The 16,654-nt window shown below is 35.7% G+C and carries 14 protein-coding genes; 11 read left to right on the top strand and 3 right to left on the bottom strand.

What is annotated here, in order from left to right; genetic code table 11:
• Positions 1-115: 115 nt before the first annotated feature.
• Positions 116-349 carry a hypothetical protein gene (locus tag HGC4_RS02695; RefSeq protein ID WP_050708580.1) on the bottom strand — a complete coding sequence of 78 codons (234 nt, stop codon included), beginning with the start codon at positions 347-349 and terminating at the stop codon, positions 116-118.
• Positions 350-682: 333 nt separating this feature from the next.
• Between HGC4_RS02695 and HGC4_RS02690 the strand changes: the two genes are divergently transcribed.
• The 3 genes from HGC4_RS02690 (at position 683) to HGC4_RS02680 (ending at position 5,060) form a co-directional block, all read left to right on the top strand.
• Complete coding sequence (locus HGC4_RS02690) at positions 683-2,224, top strand: glycine--tRNA ligase (protein WP_050708579.1); 1,542 nt, start codon at positions 683-685, stop codon at positions 2,222-2,224.
• Between the two features lie 637 nt (positions 2,225-2,861).
• Positions 2,862-4,232 carry a hypothetical protein gene (locus HGC4_RS02685; RefSeq protein WP_157258084.1) on the top strand — a complete coding sequence of 457 codons (1,371 nt, stop codon included), beginning with the start codon at positions 2,862-2,864 and terminating at the stop codon, positions 4,230-4,232.
• A 168-nt stretch (positions 4,233-4,400) separates the two neighbouring features.
• Positions 4,401-5,060, top strand: coding sequence for an FKBP-type peptidyl-prolyl cis-trans isomerase (locus HGC4_RS02680; protein WP_050708577.1), 660 nt, complete (start codon positions 4,401-4,403; stop codon positions 5,058-5,060).
• Positions 5,061-5,066: 6 nt separating this feature from the next.
• Here HGC4_RS02680 and dacB read toward each other — a convergent pair whose 3' ends face one another.
• Positions 5,067-6,503, bottom strand: a complete 1,437-nt coding sequence (gene dacB / locus HGC4_RS02675) for a D-alanyl-D-alanine carboxypeptidase/D-alanyl-D-alanine endopeptidase (RefSeq protein WP_050708576.1) — start codon at positions 6,501-6,503, stop codon at positions 5,067-5,069.
• A 115-nt stretch (positions 6,504-6,618) separates the two neighbouring features.
• Here dacB and HGC4_RS02670 point away from each other — a divergent pair, with 115 nt between their 5' ends.
• The 3 genes from HGC4_RS02670 (at position 6,619) to HGC4_RS02660 (ending at position 9,222) form a co-directional block, all read left to right on the top strand.
• Positions 6,619-7,755 (top strand): AI-2E family transporter, encoded by a 1,137-nt coding sequence (locus HGC4_RS02670; RefSeq protein ID WP_050708575.1) that lies wholly within the window; start codon positions 6,619-6,621, stop codon positions 7,753-7,755.
• Positions 7,756-7,798: 43 nt separating this feature from the next.
• On the top strand, positions 7,799-8,173 hold the full coding sequence (locus HGC4_RS02665; protein ID WP_050708574.1) for a DUF3127 domain-containing protein: 375 nt from the start codon (positions 7,799-7,801) through the stop codon (positions 8,171-8,173).
• 95 nt (positions 8,174-8,268) lie between these two features.
• Positions 8,269-9,222 (top strand): NAD(P)-dependent oxidoreductase, encoded by a 954-nt coding sequence (locus HGC4_RS02660; RefSeq protein ID WP_050708573.1) that lies wholly within the window; start codon positions 8,269-8,271, stop codon positions 9,220-9,222.
• A 93-nt stretch (positions 9,223-9,315) separates the two neighbouring features.
• On the opposite strand, the gene HGC4_RS02655 is transcribed toward HGC4_RS02660, so the two are convergent.
• Positions 9,316-10,674 (bottom strand): DUF4026 domain-containing protein, encoded by a 1,359-nt coding sequence (locus HGC4_RS02655; protein WP_050708572.1) that lies wholly within the window; start codon positions 10,672-10,674, stop codon positions 9,316-9,318.
• Positions 10,675-10,970: 296 nt separating this feature from the next.
• Between HGC4_RS02655 and HGC4_RS02650 the strand changes: the two genes are divergently transcribed.
• The 5 genes from HGC4_RS02650 to HGC4_RS02630 all read left to right on the top strand — a co-directional run bounded on the left by HGC4_RS02650 (position 10,971) and on the right by HGC4_RS02630 (position 16,610).
• Entirely contained in the window at positions 10,971-12,521 is a 1,551-nt protein-coding gene (locus HGC4_RS02650) for an L-lactate permease (protein ID WP_050708571.1), read from the top strand.
• A gap of 119 nt (positions 12,522-12,640) precedes the next feature.
• A complete protein-coding gene (locus HGC4_RS02645) occupies positions 12,641-13,381 on the top strand; it encodes a (Fe-S)-binding protein (protein WP_050708570.1) in 741 nt (246 codons plus the stop codon).
• On the top strand, positions 13,378-14,754 hold the full coding sequence (locus HGC4_RS02640) for a lactate utilization protein B (RefSeq protein WP_050708569.1): 1,377 nt from the start codon (positions 13,378-13,380) through the stop codon (positions 14,752-14,754). The genes HGC4_RS02645 and HGC4_RS02640 overlap by 4 nt, the downstream gene beginning before the upstream one ends.
• A gap of 35 nt (positions 14,755-14,789) precedes the next feature.
• Complete coding sequence (locus HGC4_RS02635) at positions 14,790-15,368, top strand: LutC/YkgG family protein (protein WP_050708568.1); 579 nt, start codon at positions 14,790-14,792, stop codon at positions 15,366-15,368.
• A 225-nt stretch (positions 15,369-15,593) separates the two neighbouring features.
• Positions 15,594-16,610, top strand: coding sequence for a pentapeptide repeat-containing protein (locus HGC4_RS02630; RefSeq protein WP_050708567.1), 1,017 nt, complete (start codon positions 15,594-15,596; stop codon positions 16,608-16,610).
• The last annotated feature ends 44 nt before the right edge of the window (positions 16,611-16,654 follow it).

The following is a 16,654-nucleotide window of genomic DNA, read 5'->3' as shown; positions in this document are numbered from 1 at the left end:
TTAAAAGTATCTGTATTCATAACTACACAGATCAGTCTTAAACAAAAGAAACTCCCGATTTTTATCGGGAGTTTCTTTTCAAATAAAGTTTTGCTTATGCTTTTTTTTTGAATATTCAATAGAATGGGTTGCTATGGTTACCTTTGTTTTTGTTGTATGAGTAATCTTTGAAAAAAAGGTAATAAAAAAGATATATCAAAAGAGCTGTGCCGCATACTATAGCTATGGTGACTCCCGATTTCCATACTATTTGCCAAGATATGGGTTGGATTCCCCACAGAGCCAATACCGTAAGGGTTGCACCTGTTAAAACAATAATTGTAGTAAGTATACCTATTAGCAATCTCATAATTAGTAATTTTAATTGGATTCTACATCAAACTTTCTTCTGCCTAAAATTAATGTGTAGTGCGTACCGTAAAAATAAGAAATAAAGATGAATATAGCCCTTGAAGCTTCAAAAAAGAAATGATTCTCTCTTGTTTCCTTCTTTTAGTCTGAAAACTGATAGATATTTAGGATTCTTTGAGTCAGAAATATAGAGCTAAAAGAGATATAATGAGTGATAGTTATTAAATAGCTCATTTAATGGGTGTAGTCAGTTATTGTAACTCTGGTTTTTATGCAAAAAAAGTATTTACTTTGTCCATCCGAAAAAGAATAATGAAAGATTAGATATATTATGGCACAAGAAGACGTTTTTAAGAAGATTGTTTCGCATTGTAAAGAGTATGGATTTGTATTTCAGTCCAGTGAAATTTATGATGGGTTGGGAGCAGTATATGACTATGGTCAAAATGGAGTTGAATTAAAAAATAACCTCAAAAAATATTGGTGGGATAGTATGGTACTACTCAACGAGAATGTTGTGGGGATTGATTCTGCTATATTTATGCACCCTACTATCTGGAAAGCTTCGGGACACGTAGATGCTTTTAATGATCCGTTGATTGACAATAAGGACAGTAAAAAACGTTATCGTGCTGATGTATTGGTTGAAGATTATTTGGCTAAGATTGACGATAAAATAAATAAAGAGGTAGAAAAAGCTGCCAAGAAATTTGGTGAAAGCTTTGATGCTGCTATGTTTCGTCAAACAAATCCGCGTGTACTAGAAAACCAAGCAAAGCGTGACGAAGTACATGCTCGTTTTGCTAAGGCTTTGAACGATTCTGATTTGGAAGAATTGCGCAACATTATTGTTGATTGCGAAATAGTTTGTCCGATAAGTGGAACTCGTAACTGGACAGAGGTTCGTCAGTTTAATCTGATGTTTGCAACCGAAATGGGTTCTACGGCTGATGGTGCTATGAAAGTATATCTTCGCCCCGAAACAGCTCAGGGTATTTTTGTAAACTTCCTGAATGTACAAAAAACAGGACGTATGAAAATTCCATTCGGAATAGCTCAGATCGGAAAAGCATTCCGTAACGAGATTGTTGCTCGTCAGTTTATTTTCCGTATGCGTGAATTCGAACAAATGGAAATGCAATTTTTCGTTCGTCCCGGTGAAGAGCTTGAGTGGTTCAAAATATGGAAAGAAACTCGTATGAAATGGCATAAATCGCTTGGTTATGGCGATGCTAAATATCGTTTCCACGATCATGATAAATTGGCTCATTATGCTAATGCAGCAACAGATATAGAATTCGAAATGCCGTTTGGATTTAAAGAAGTAGAGGGTATTCACTCTCGTACCGATTTTGACTTAAGTAGCCATGAAAAATTCTCAGGAAAGAAAATTCAGTACTTCGATTCAGAGTTGAATAAATCATACACTCCTTACGTTGTTGAAACATCTATCGGAGTAGATCGTATGTTTCTTTCTACTATGGCTGCTTCGTATTGTGAAGAAGTATTAGAAAATGGTGAAACTCGTGTAGTCTTGAGATTGCCTGCACCATTGGCTCCTATTAAATTAGGAGTATGTCCTTTAGTAAAAAAAGATGGTTTACCCGAGAAAGCAAGAGAGATAATCGATGCATTGAAATTCGATTTCAAATGTCAATATGATGAAAAAGACAGTATCGGAAAACGTTATCGTCGTCACGATGCTATTGGTACACCTTATTGTGTAACTGTAGATCATCAAACATTAGAAGACAATACTGTTACTATCCGCTATCGGGATACAATGCAGCAAGAGCGTGTTGCTATCAGCGAACTGTCAGCGATAGTAGCTGATAAAGTGAGTATGAAAAGCCTTCTTAAGAATTTAGGATAAGAAACTGTAATAATATATAGAAGCAGCCCTTGTTTATCAAGGGCTGCTTTTTTTTGAGTATAAGTTGAGAAAGATTGTTAATAAGGATCGTTTCGAGTCATTTTAGCTTCTTTTTGATGGATATTATTTCTTCTTTCATCGATGTAGTCTATGTTTTCTTGTGCTTATTGTGTTGTAAATTAATTGTTTGAATCCATGTTTTTTGTTTTTAACTAATTTAAAATGCAAATCTGATAAAAATAGATTTCCTTTGTAGTGTCAATTAGACGCAATTGGAGGGGCTGAAGTTGTAAAATTTATGTTTTTATTTGAAGAGAATCTTGAAGAGGTTCTAATCTGAATATTCTTAGAGGTTTTCTAAACTTATAGGAACTATAAGTTGTGGGTAAGATTATACTAGTCAATCGAAACCTACTTTGTTTGAAACACTCATAGATGATTATAACATTTTTTGCTTTTGTTGGTCTATCTGAGAACCTAAGAATTGAATATTGCAATGGGTGTTTATCGGCAAGCTACTGATCACTAACATTAGTCGTATTTTATTTTGAGTTGGAGTTCTATTCTCTCATAGTTGTTTGTGAAAGAATGTCCTAATTTTTAAAAAAGTAAATGTTAAACTCGATTAAGCTAGAAAATGAAGAAAAAAATCCTTTTTATTTTATTATTACTCACTGTAATGTTTAGAGCCAATGCTCAGGTGGGAATTAATACAGAAAATCCTAAAGCAACACTAGATGTTAGTGCTGCTAAAACAGACGGGACTACTGCTGAAGGAATTATTGCACCTAAATTGTCTCTTCAACAATTAGTTGTTAAAGATGCAAAGTACACTGCTGACCAAGTAGGTACAATTGTTTATGTTAACGATATATCGGGTACAGTCAGTACCAAAACCGCTAATATAAAGAAGGTAGGGTATTATTATTTTGATGGTACTTTATGGAAATCTTTTGATCAGGGGTGGGGTTTAACCGGAAATAGTGGAACTGATGGTGCTGTTAATTTCTTGGGTACTATAGATGATAAGGATCTGGTATTTAAAAGAGGAAATCAATTAGCCGGTTATTTGGGAGGTACCTCTGGTAATGCATCAAATAATACTGCATTTGGTGTAGGAGCACTTAGTCTTAGTGCAACTGAGATAGGAGCAAATGTGGCTATGGGAAACAATAGTTTACAAAATAATCTTAAAGGTGTTAGTAACACTGCCATAGGGCATAGCTCTCTTAGGAATAGTACTGGTGGTAGTGGTAACTGTGTAGTTGGTACTAGTGCTTTAATAGCTCTTACCACCGGAGGTGGAAATACAGCACTAGGGTATAAGGCTGGGATGGGACTTGTTTCGGGTACTAATAATATTGCTATTGGTGGACAAACTGTATTACCCGAAACTGCCTCTAATCAAATGAATATAGGTAATTTGTTATTTGCTACGGGGCTTAGTACCTCTACTGATCCAGTATCAAGAGTAGGAATAGGAACACCCTCTCCCGCTGCTAAATTGGATCTAAATGGAGATTTAATTATTAGAACAGCTAAGGCTTCAGCTACAAATGTATCTGTAGTTGTGCGTAATAATGATACAGGTTTGATTGGTGTACTACCTCAAACACATTTTACGTTGGTTGTGGCTGCCGGTGCTACTGCATCAATATCTACTGCATCATTGCCTTATCCGTCAGCAGGTTCCCTTGTTATAACTTCAGGTAACCAATGCGGTAGGTTTGTGACTGCTATGTTTAGCGTTGTGGTGTCATATCCTACAGATTTTAGCCTTCCAATTGTATACCAAAATAGCATGGCTAGGCAGGTTGTGGGAATACCAACAAAAATAAACTCCTTCAAGTATCAGCTAAAGTTTCCGGAGGTAACTTCATGTCAAACAGAGGGAGGTACCACTCAATTCGATTTTACTCTGGATACAAGCGTGCCGGGTCAGGTATCTATTACCAATGATGGAGATTTTGAACGTACTTATACTTTGAAAATTTCTCAAGTAGGATAATATAATATTAAAGAGATTATAAATATAACCGCTTTATTTAGAGAGTGAGAATGATTTTTGAATCATTCTCACATTTATTTTATAGAGTATATGTTGATATTCACATTTTTTATATCAGACTTCTATTAAAAACCTCTATTTTTGCCACATAAATTGAAAATTAGTCTAATGAGAAAGAAATTATATCTTTTCCCTTTGTTCCTTTTAGGATTTTTCATGTTTACAACAACATCTTGTCTTAATAGCAATAATGATAATGATGTAGAAATAGATGAAGAGTGGAAAGCTTTAAATGAAACACGATTTGCAAAAGTCGCTAGCGATGATTCTTTTAATGCATTATTGTCTCAGTCGGGTAATGGTAAAGTATACTGGCAGCCATCAACAGTAATTACGGATGGTAATTCAGTAAGAATGACAGTTGAAGGAAGACCTGAATTTACTGATACGGTAGTTGCTCGTTACGAGGGATGGTATTTTGATAGAGATAATAAAAAAATAATTTTTGATTCTACAGAAAATCCATCACTAATATCTCAGATAAATTATACATATGGACTGTCGTCAAGTGTACAACCAAACTATACTAGATCACAATTTACAGTGAATAAAGTTATTGATGGTTGGATTACGCTTCTTCAAGATATGAAAGTTGGAGATGAGCGTGTTGTTTGTATCCCTCAAGAACTAGGGTATGGTAGTGTTGACAATACATATACTCCAAATGTAACAGGAGCTTCTACTTTTAAGATTATTCCTGCTTATACAACTCTTTGGTTCAGAATCAAGTTATATGAAATTATACCGATGAAACCTTTAAAGGACTAAAATCGGTCAAAAGATATCTAATAATAAACTTTCAATAGCCCTCACAACATCTTTGCGGGGGCTATTGTAGTTATTAACCATAATACTAAAGGTGTATTTTTTGTCTCCATCTATGTAATAACCTGCATAGCACTGTACATTGGCAATACTCCCACTCTTTACATAAAGTTTTCCTTGTAAACGAGTTCCTTTTAATAAATTTCTAACCGTACCTTCTTTTCCTGCTTTGGGTAATGATGCAAAGAATGCGTTTGAATACCTGCTCTTTGTTTGCATATACGCTAATATATCGCAAAGAATCTCCGGATTGATACTGTTTGATGGAGCTAATCCGCATCCGTCATAAATGTGTATTCCATCTGTATTTAGACCTTTAGATGCCCAGAAGTTGTTTGTTCTACTTATTCCTTCGATGAGCGGATCACTATATATATCGGAGTTGGAACTGCGTCCAATGGCTCTCATTAAATGTTCTGAATAATGGTTATTACTCTTCTCATTAACTACGCGTATAATATCTTTTAAGGAGGGAGATAGCTCTCTGTAAAAAGGAACTGCTTGATAGGAGGTTGCTCCATAAGAATTGTACATCTGCTTGAAATATTGTTGTCGTGCAGTTTCTATTGAATTTATTCTAAAGTTGTTTTGAGCTAATGTATTCGCAAGCGTTTCACCTAACACCATTCCCGGATCGGGAAAATCTCCTTTAATAATAAAAGATGATCTTTTGGTTGGTACATCTCCTACCAACCTTCTGTGGTTAGAGAATGGTTCTCCATTTATGTTACTATTGTCTTTATTCTCGTAATTCAATTGCAGATTATTAGTGAATATAATATTCCTCATGTCAGGAACCATTTTTATGATAACGGGACAAGTATCTGTTCTCATTGTATTTAAGTATAATTGATAGGTGTTGTCAAAAATACTAATACCATAGGCTCCCGCAGCAAAGTAGTTTCCCATGTCTTCTTTGAGCCATTTGGATGATATTCCGTTATAGCCGAAAAAATCATCGGCAATTGTAATGTCAATAGGATATTCAGGTCTAAATTTTTTCTGAATCTGTTGTACCCAGTTCGCCAAAAATGCAGTAGGAGTATCAAATAGATACTGACTACCGAGAGTTGGATCTCCAAATCCTTTAATAATCAAGTGGCGGGAATTGTTTGGGTCAATGGATAGTTCTGTTGCAAATTGATAATTTTCACCTAATAATTCAATAGCGGTTGCAGTTGTCAATATCTTTAGAGTGGAAGCAGGCGTTAAAGAAGTAGCTTTGTTATATGATATGATCTCGTTTCCCGAAAGGTCTTTTACACAGAAGCCGATTGAAGCATGTTCGAATCCGGGTGTTTGTACAAATTTTTCAATTACAGCATTATTTTGTGCGGAAGCATTTATTAAACAGAAGCTTAGTATGGCGATTAGGTGAAATTTCATATGATAAGAGTTGAATAATATGTAATAAATATTTTACTTTATTTATTAGAGTTATTGTTTCTGAAAAAAAAATATCTTTGTAAAGATAAACAAATCGAAAAATAAGAAAAATTTCATGAGGAACAGTTTTGATAGGCCTTTTACTTTCGATCGGGTAATCCGCTTGTCTATAAGTGTGATACTGATCGGGCTTGGCATATATATGATTTATATTCTGAGAAGCGTGTTGCTTCCGTTTCTAGTGGCTTGGTTAATGGCTTATCTGCTAAATCCTGTTGTTCGTTTTATCAAAGACAAACTTAGGCTAAAGAAGAGAGTTGTTGCCGTGTTAATTACTTTTGCAATGCTCATTGGGGTGTTAACGCTTTTCTTTTTTTGTATAACACCTTTGGTGGAAAACGAACTTTATCAGATCAATAGTCTTATTACTTCATACGATCTTCAATCCTTTACGGTCAATGGTATGCCATTGAGCGTACACGATTTTATTGCTAAAAATATTGATTTCGATTCTCTCAGAAACGTCTTGTCGAAAGAAAATGCTTCTGATACAATTAGATATTTGATTCCGACTCTAGAAAACATGGTATCTAATAGTATATCTTTTATTCTCGGTTTTACAGTAGTGTTTATTATTATATTATATCTGATATTTATTTTATTGGATTATGATAAGATCAATAAATTGTGGATGGATCTTATTCCTCATCGCCATAGAGCTTTTGTTAGCAGAGTAACTGTAGATGTTGAAAGAAGTATGAATACATATTTCCGTCATCAGGCACTTATCTGTGTTATTGTGGCTATTTTATTTGCAACGGGTTTTCAGATCATAGGATTGCCTTTGGCCATAGTGCTGGGCATTCTTATCGGGTTCCTACATATGGTACCCTATATGCATATTATAAGTATAGTGCCTGCTGCATTATTATGTTGGTTAAAGGTTTCTCAAACGGGTGAGAGCTTTTGGGCTCTTATCGGATTGGTTATTTTACTCTATCTTGTTATCCAATGTATTATCGATATTATACTTGTACCTCGAATAATGGGTAAAGCTATGGGGCTCAATCCGGCTATAATATTACTGTCTCTTTCTATCTGGGGTTCACTTATGGGTATTGCCGGAATGATTATAGCAATTCCTCTTACTACATTGCTGCTTTCTTATTATCAGCAATTTATAGACTCAGAGGAAGAAGTAGAAGGGGGTATTTCTTCTGAAAAATCAGATAAAGAACTCTCTAATGAGTAGTTTTTTGTACCTTTGTCTTTAATAAAAAATTTAAGATTGAATTATGCAATTAATAGCAAAATTAATACAAGTATTGCCAGTCCAAACCGGAATGGGAAAAAACGGAGAGTGGAAAAAACAAGACGTAGTTGTTGAAACAGATGGTCAATATCCAAAGAAAGTATGTATCTCAATATGGGGTGATAAAGCCAGCGAATCGGTACTTCAAATCGGAAATATGCTTGATATATCGTTTGATGTAGAAAGCCGCGAATATAATGGACGTTGGTACACAGATGTAAAAGCTTGGAAAGTAGATTTAGCTATGCCTTCTGCAGGTGGTGCAAGTCAGGGAATGCCTGAATATGCTCAACAAACGCCTCCTCCTGCTCCTGCCGATTTTGGTGGTGGAGATAGTGCCGACGATTTGCCTTTCTAATTACTTGTTGAAAGCAACATATTGTTTTCTGAATCTTTACTCATAAAGATATAAGTATCTTGCTAGAATATTAAATAGGTTTTAGAATTTAGATTATGAAGAAGAAAGTATTGTCGGGACATAATTTTCATCGTGAGCCTTTTCAAGTATTAGATGATTTGTTTGATGTAACGTATCCTCCAACAGGACACTTCAAAAAAGATCAGATACTTGATATTATAGAGGATTACGAGGTCTTTATCCCAAATTTTAGCTTTTATACAGATAAGGAAATTATCGATAAAGCGAAGAATTTAAAGCTGATAGCTAACTTTGGTGTAGGATATAATAATATTGATGTAGAGTATGCAGCTCAAAAAGGAATTGCGGTGACTAATACACCCAATTCGGTTTTAGAGCCTACTGCCGAACTTTGTTTCGGTCTCATACATGCAGTTGCTCGTCGTATTGGTTTTTACAACAATAAGTTGCGTACGCCGGAAGGGCTGAGCTGGGGATTATATGATAATCCGGGGATAGCTATTTTCGGAAAAACGCTAGGGATATATGGTTTTGGACGTATCGGTCAGGCTGTTGCCAGACGTGCTATTGCTGCCGGAATGAATATTATTTATCATAATAGAAAACCTGTTGCAAAAGGTATAGAAGAGCAGTATAATGCTAGGTATGTAAGTTTTGATGAGTTACTTTCTCAATCTGATTTTATAACTATTAATGCTCCTGCTACTCCCGAAACTTATCATATTATTGATGAGAAGGCAATTGATAAGATGAAATCAAACGCAATACTTATTAATACTTCCAGAGGTTCTACGGTTGATGAGGTTGCATTAATAAAAGCGTTGAAAGATAATCGGATATTTGGTGCAGGATTAGATGTTTTTGAGAACGAACCTCGTATCAACCCCGAATTTCTAACACTCGATAATGTTGTTTTGACTCCTCATACGGGAACTCAAACTATTGAAGGTAGATATGATATGCAACGCGAGGTAGCCGAAAATATAATAAATTTCTACAATGGAGGAGAAATTTCTAAGGTGAACTAAGTAAGCTGAAAAATAGAATTTAGATAAGACGATTAAATAAAAAGCCCTTGTGAATTCAATTCACAAGGACTTTTTATTTTCTGTTGTAATATGTTAATCATCAATATCCTCTTCCTCAATTAGCTGATAAACGGAGTCGGGAGTATATTGGTTACCTTCTGCATCATAAATAATCCAATCTGTTAATACTTCAATCGGGTATGATTTAATATCGCCCTCTTTAAGAGAATCTATCCAATAAGGTGCATTAAGGAGTTTTCCCTCTATCTTTTTAGTATCAGCCGAAATAACACTGAACCATAGATGTTCTCTTTCGGTATTGTTATTAGCATTGTCTACTATTAGACCAAATTTAACGATGAAAGACCATTGATTTTGATTCTCTTCTTTTTTTCCAAATAACTTTTTAAAGAATGACTTTGTAGATGGTACTGAATGTTTCTCGAAAATATGTAGAAAGTGAAAGAAACGATCTTTAGCTAATCTGCTCATTCTTAAAGTTTCCTCAGTGGAAACAAATAAAATAGGGTTGTTGGCAAGAGTAGAAGCATATATTTCGGGCGAAATAAGGTTTCCGTCTTCAATAGCAAAAAGTACACCCGAAGGTTCCGAGTGTGCATTGGAGTCTCCCTCTCTATCGTGAAAGCCACCCAGAATAGGTGTCTTAAAATCCTTCAAGGCTTCTTCCCAACGAATCCAAGTCAGATTTATATCTAATCCGTCAAAACCTGCAGTAAATTTTTCATTTTCTTTTACCGGGTCTGATAGAAATCGTTTTACGGTATGGTTTACCAGATCATACATCTGTTGTGCACCATTAGTGGTGTTTAGTATCTCGAGTTCAACAAGACCACATCTAACCAATCCATGTGTGTGAAACCAATATTCCGTTTTTTCTCCTTTTTCATCATATACTGCATGAAGTGCATATAAATAATCGGGCGAAGGTGGAATTTTTGAGGATGCTGTCAAACTTAGCCATTTTCCCGAAAGAAGTCGGAAAGACATAAAATCAATAACTAAACTAGCATCGGGTACTATGGCATCCAATACCTTTAGTTGAAGATGAAATGAATCGAGAGCTTTCGATCCAAAGTTTACAGCAGCGTTAATATATTTTTTTTGCGATAAAGCAATATTAAAATCATCTTCATTTACCATATTGGCAAGCCCGAATTCTTCAAGGCGAAGGTCTTCTACTGATAGTACCGATAATACAACTCTGTAAACCTCATTTAAGTATTCTATTGTAGCAATATATTCCTTTTCAACATGGTCGGGAGCTTGTGAGAGTTCGAAGGATAAAAGGTTGAATCCAATGGAGTTGCTGAGGGAGTGATTGATGTAATCTTGAGTGAAAAGGCTTTCTTGTTTATAAGATATAACCCCCATAATTGAAGGTTGAAAGATTTCTCCTTCACTCAATAGCCTATATTTATTGTCGTTTTCCATATTTATGTCAAGTGAATTTGTAATCAAAGATAAGAATAATAGGGATAAATTAATCTTAGTTGGATTTTGAATTGAGGCTTTCAAGTCTTACAACACCTATATTACCTGAGATTTTACAATTCTTAAACAAATATGCAATATAACATATGAATAGATAGTCGTTTTTTGGAAAAAAAAATATAATTTGCGTTGTCTATCTGGAGTTAACCCCAATTTGGAAACAAACTAATACAATTTCTGCCATGGTTTTAAACGTAATTCTTCAAAGTTCTAATTTAGTCGTAGACCTTAATTGGATGTCAGTTGTATTTGCCGCAGTGCCTGTAATTCTACTTATCATTTTGATGGGTTTTCTGAAAATGTCGGGAGATAAGAGCGCACTTATAACATTAGCGACTACCGTTTTAATTGCCTTATTTGCATTCCATCTTCCTGCGGCAGATACGGGATTGTCAATTATTTATGGAATTCTAAAGGCTATATTCCCTATATTGATTATTATCATTATGGCTATATTCAGTTATAATGTATTGGTACATACGGGGAAAATGGAGGTGCTGAAAGAACAGTTCTCTTCTATATCATCGGATAAATGCATTCAGGTTTTGCTTCTAACATGGGGGTTTGGCGGTCTTTTGGAGGGAATGGCCGGATTTGGAACAGCGGTTGCTATTCCTGCTGCTATATTGATTAGTTTAGGTTTTAAGCCAATCTTTTCGGCAGTAGCCAGTCTGATAGCCAATAGTGTTGCAACTGGATTTGGTGCTGTGGGTACTCCCGTTAAAGTATTGGCGGAACAAGCCGGAGTAGATAACATACAGGTGTTAAGTACACAAGTCGTGTTACAATTATCACCCTTAATGATACTTATACCCTTTGTGCTTGTGTTTATGACCGATCCTCGAATTAAATCTTTACCTAAACATATTCTATTGAGTGTTATCGTTGGAGTTGTTTCGTTGGTAACACAATATATAGCTGCAAGATATATGGGAGCCGAAACGCCTGCGATATTGGGTAGTATTGCTTCTATTATTGCAATAATTTTATATGCTAAAATTACTGCAACAGATGAAGATAGAGAATTGAAAGCTAAATTTCCTCAACGTTCTTGGGGCGAGATAATAAGTGCATGGAGTGTTTATGGTTTGATATTGATATTAGTAATATTAACCAGTCCATTATTACCATTTAGGACTATGCTTGCTCCGATTTTAAGTACAACCTTTAGTTTTAATATATTTGATACTGTTGCACAGGCTGATATTGTACGTGCTGTGAAAATCTCATGGCTTATAGATGCCGGTGTTCTTTTATTCCTAGGTTCTATTTTAGGAGGACTAATTCAAGGAGCTAAAATTATTGAGCTGTTGAAACTATTAGGTAAAGTTATAAAGCAACAACGCAAAACTATCATTACAGTGTGTTGTCTTATTGCTCTTTCTTCGGTGATGGATTTCTCGGGAATGATAGGTGAACTAGGTTTAGCTTTGGCAATAACAACAGGTTCTCTATACCCACTATTCGCGCCAACAATCGGATGCCTTGGTACATTCCTTACAGGTAGCGATACTTCGTCTAATATTTTGTTTGGAAAACTTCAAGCTTCGGTTGGTAGCACTATTGGGGTCGATCCAAGTTGGTTGGCAGCAGCAAATACAGCAGGAGCAACAGGTGGAAAAATTATTTCTCCACAAAGTATAGCGGTTGCAACCTCGGCTTGTGGCTTACAAGGACGTGAAGGTGAGATAATGAAGAAGGCTATGCCTTTTGCTTTAGGATATATTGTTGTAGCAGGTCTCATGGTATATTTTGTTCCCAAATTGATGGGCACACTTATATTTTAAGGTCTCAAAATCCTTTGGTTACAAGAAGTGAGAGTGGATCTATGCATTCGCCATATATGACAGTTACATAGATCTGCTCCTATTAAGAAAAGCATATCAACTAAAAAACTATAATAGAAATGAAAGTCGGACTATTTATTCCATGTTATGTAAACGCCATATTCCCCGAAGTAGGCGTAGCGGCATATAAGCTGCTCGACCATCTGGGAGTAGAGGTAGATTATCCGATCGATCAAACTTGTTGTGGACAGCCCATGGCTAATGCAGGTTTCGAGAATGAGGCTATACCTTTGGCTCAACAATTCGAGAAGTTATTTGATAAGTATGAATACATTGTAGCTCCATCGGCGAGTTGCGCTGTATTTGTAAAAGAAAATTATCCTCGATTATTAGAGAAGGAAGGGCATCTTTGCCAAACTAGTGGCAAGATATATGACTTCTGCGAATTTCTGCACGATGTGTTGAAGGTGGATAAACTACCAGGAAAGTTTCCTCATAAGGTGAGTGTGCACAACAGTTGTCACGGTGTGCGTGAGCTTCATTTGTCATCCGCTAGTGAGTTGAATATCCCCCGCTATTCAAAAATCAGAGATTTATTGGATAAGGTTGAAGGGATTGAAGTACTCGAACCGCAAAAAGTGGACGAGTGTTGTGGCTTTGGTGGTATGTTTTCCATCGAAGAACCCTCTGTATCCGTATGTATGGGACAAGACAAAGTAAAGAACCATATGGCTACGGGTGCTGAATATATTACGGGCGCTGACAGCTCATGCTTGATGCATATGCAAGGAGTGGTAAGTAGAGAAAAATTACCTATCAAGTTTATTCATGTTGTTCAAATTTTAGCTGCCGGACTATGAGTACAAAACATACAGAAGCTGCAAACCGCTTCATAGCAAATAAAGAACAGGAGACATGGCACAATGAGACTCTTTGGTTTGTTCGAGAGAAGAGAGACAAAATGGCTATGGATGTACCCGAATGGGAAGAGTTGAGAGAATTGTCGAGCAAAATAAAAATGCACACAATTACTCATCTCGATAAATATGCTGAAGAATTTACCAAGAATGCCGAAGCAAATGGGGTGATAGTGCATTGGGCAAAGGATGCTAAAGAGCATAACGAGATAGTATATAGTATCTTGGTAAGACACGAGGCTAAAAAACTGGTAAAAAGTAAATCGATGCTTACTGAAGAATGCCACATGAATCCTTATCTCATAGAGAAAGGTATTGATGTTGTGGAGAGTGATCTTGGCGAGCGTATTCTTCAATTAATGGATGAGCCGCCTAGCCACATTGTGATGCCTGCCATTCACTTGAAAAGGCAAGAGGTAGGTAAATTATTTGAGGAAAAATTACATACTGAAAAAGACAATAGTGATCCGACTTATCTGACTCGGGCAGCGCGTCAGCATCTACGAAACGAATTCCTTACAGCAGATGTAGGAATGACGGGATGTAACTTTGCTGTTGCAGATACGGGTGATGTGGTGGTATGTACCAATGAAGGTAATGCCGATATGGGAACATCACTTCCTAAAATACATATAGTATCAATGGGATTAGAGAAACTGATTCCCAATCATAAATCGTTGGCTGTATATTCTCGTCTATTGGCTCGTTCGGCAACGGGACAGCCTGTAACGTCGTATATGTCTCACTTTCGTAAACCACGCGAAGGTGGTGAAATGCACATTATTATTGTAGATAATGGCAGGAGCGATATTTTGGGTAATGACGAGCATATTCAAACATTAAAATGTATTCGTTGTGGTGCTTGTATGAATACCTGCCCTGTATATCGTCGTAGTGGAGGATATTCTTATACCTATTTTATACCAGGTCCAATCGGGATTAATTTGGGTATGTTAAAGAATCCCGAAGAGTATTACGATAATGTTTCGGCTTGTTCGCTGTGTTATTCTTGTAACAATGTTTGCCCTGCAAAGATTGATTTGGCTGACCAGATTTACAGATGGAGACAGAACTTAAATTCTTTAGGTAAGGCTGATAAGATGAAAAAGATGATGTCGGGAGGAATGAAATTTTTATTCACTCATCCTGCATTATATAAAGCAGGTCTGAAAATGGCTCCTATTATCAATCATATGCCTCGATTCCTTATTTATAATGGATTGAATGATTGGGGTAAAGGGCGCGAACTGCCTAAGTTTGCATCAGAATCTTTTACTTCGATGTGGAAGAAAGGTAAAGTTCAGAAGAATAAGTAAATAAAAGGGTCTGAGACCTTAAAAAGAATTAAGCTATGAGTAGTAAGAATGATATATTATCGAATGTAAAGCGACATATCAAAGTTCAATATGATATGCCCGATTTAAATATTGCTGCGATTCAATATCCCGACAAGCTCGAAAAATTTACTCAGATGTGTAAAGCAGTGGGCGGCGATGCAATAGTTGTAAAGGAAGGAGAAGATATAAATGCTTTGATACGTTCTCTATATCCCGAGGCTAAAGTTATAGCCTCTAATCTACCCGAAATCGATATAGCAACTATTAATCCTGATAATGTGGAAGATGCCCATAGTTTAAATGGGACTGATCTGGCTGTTATTCAAGGAGAAGTGGGCGTTGCAGAAAATGCTTGTGTATGGATACCACAGAATGTAAAAGAAAAAGTAGTTTATTTTATTTCCGAGTATCTGGTTATTCTTCTAGATAAAAACAAGATTGTACATAATATGCACGAAGCTTATGATCAGATAAAGTTTAATGATTATGGTTTTGGTGTATTTATTTCGGGACCGTCTAAAACGGCTGATATAGAACAATCATTAGTCGTAGGGGCTCACGGAGCTAAAGGTGTGATTGTATTGTTGAAATAGTACATTGTTTATATAGAGAGAAAGGCAGATTATCCAATAAGATAGTCTGCCTTTTTCATATTAGCGATCTACCTTAAAAAAGGCGGCATAGAGATGACTAAATGTATTTAATAGAATGTTTTTTAGTTATAACTAGCTATGATTGTTATACTTGTAAAAATAAAGAAATAGGTATGTGAGCTTAATTGATTATCTTTGTAGTCGAGATTGGTTTAAAAATAAGTTATGTCAAAGAGAGCAAAAACATTTTCAGCACTATTAGAAACAAATAAAAAAGCTATTTCTAAGTTTTATTATAAGTATATTTTCCTGATTATTATATTCGGAACTATTCTTCTTGGGATCATTTTCTATAAACTCGATGCCCACATTATGCTCTTTGGAGATACTACGGCTGCGTTAGGAGAATATGTGAGAACAGTAGCAACCGTACTTGGAGGTGCCTTGGTACTTCTCGGTTTGTGGATTAACAACCGAAGGGTGGCAGAACAGACGCGTCAGAATAATATTAATGAAAGAGGGCAGATTAATACTCGTTTTAAAGATGCTGCAACATTATTAGGTAGCGATAGTGTGAGTTCTATACTATCGGGTATTTATGCTTTGCATCAAATAGCTCTTGAAACTTCTATCGGTGATAAAGGGCAAAGAGGCTATGTGAATATTATACAAGATATTTTATGTGCCTATGTACGAGAAAACACTGATACGATACAAAACGAGGAGAATGGAAAAGCTTGGAGAATAAATAAAAAGCCTACTATTGTTATTCAAACTATTGTTAAAGTACTTTTTAAGAATGATAAGCAGGTATATAGTAATTTGATGACCGATTTATCCGATTGTGTTTTTGAGGGAATCAATCTAGATGAGGCTCATATTGCGAATGTTGATTTTTCGCGGACTAAATTTATAAAGTCAAGTTTTAAGAAAACAGCTTTTATTGCATGCTATTTGGAAGACGCTTTCATTGATGATGTGGATTTCACAGATAGTAGTTTTGAGAAAACTGTATTTGACTTATCTCACATTAAGAACACCTCTTTTGCGAAATGTCGAATTATACAATCTGATTTTTGGGATGTGGTCTTTAATAAGGTGAGTTTTAAGGATGCAGTTTTAGATAATTTGGATTTTAAAGACGTGGTTTTGGAAGAGGATGTATATTTTGAAAACACAAAATTAGAAGGATATTCACCAGAAGAAATTAAAACAAAATCGAGTATCATCACAAAAAGTTAATATCTGAGTGTAGACTATAAATAAAAAAGAAGGAACTAATTTAA

The sequence above is a fragment of the Dysgonomonas sp. HGC4 genome, assembly GCF_001261715.1.
Lineage (GTDB): Bacteria > Bacteroidota > Bacteroidia > Bacteroidales > Dysgonomonadaceae > Dysgonomonas_A.
Note: the sequence above shows the minus strand (reverse complement) of the source record. Positions and strands in the feature narration are given on the sequence as shown.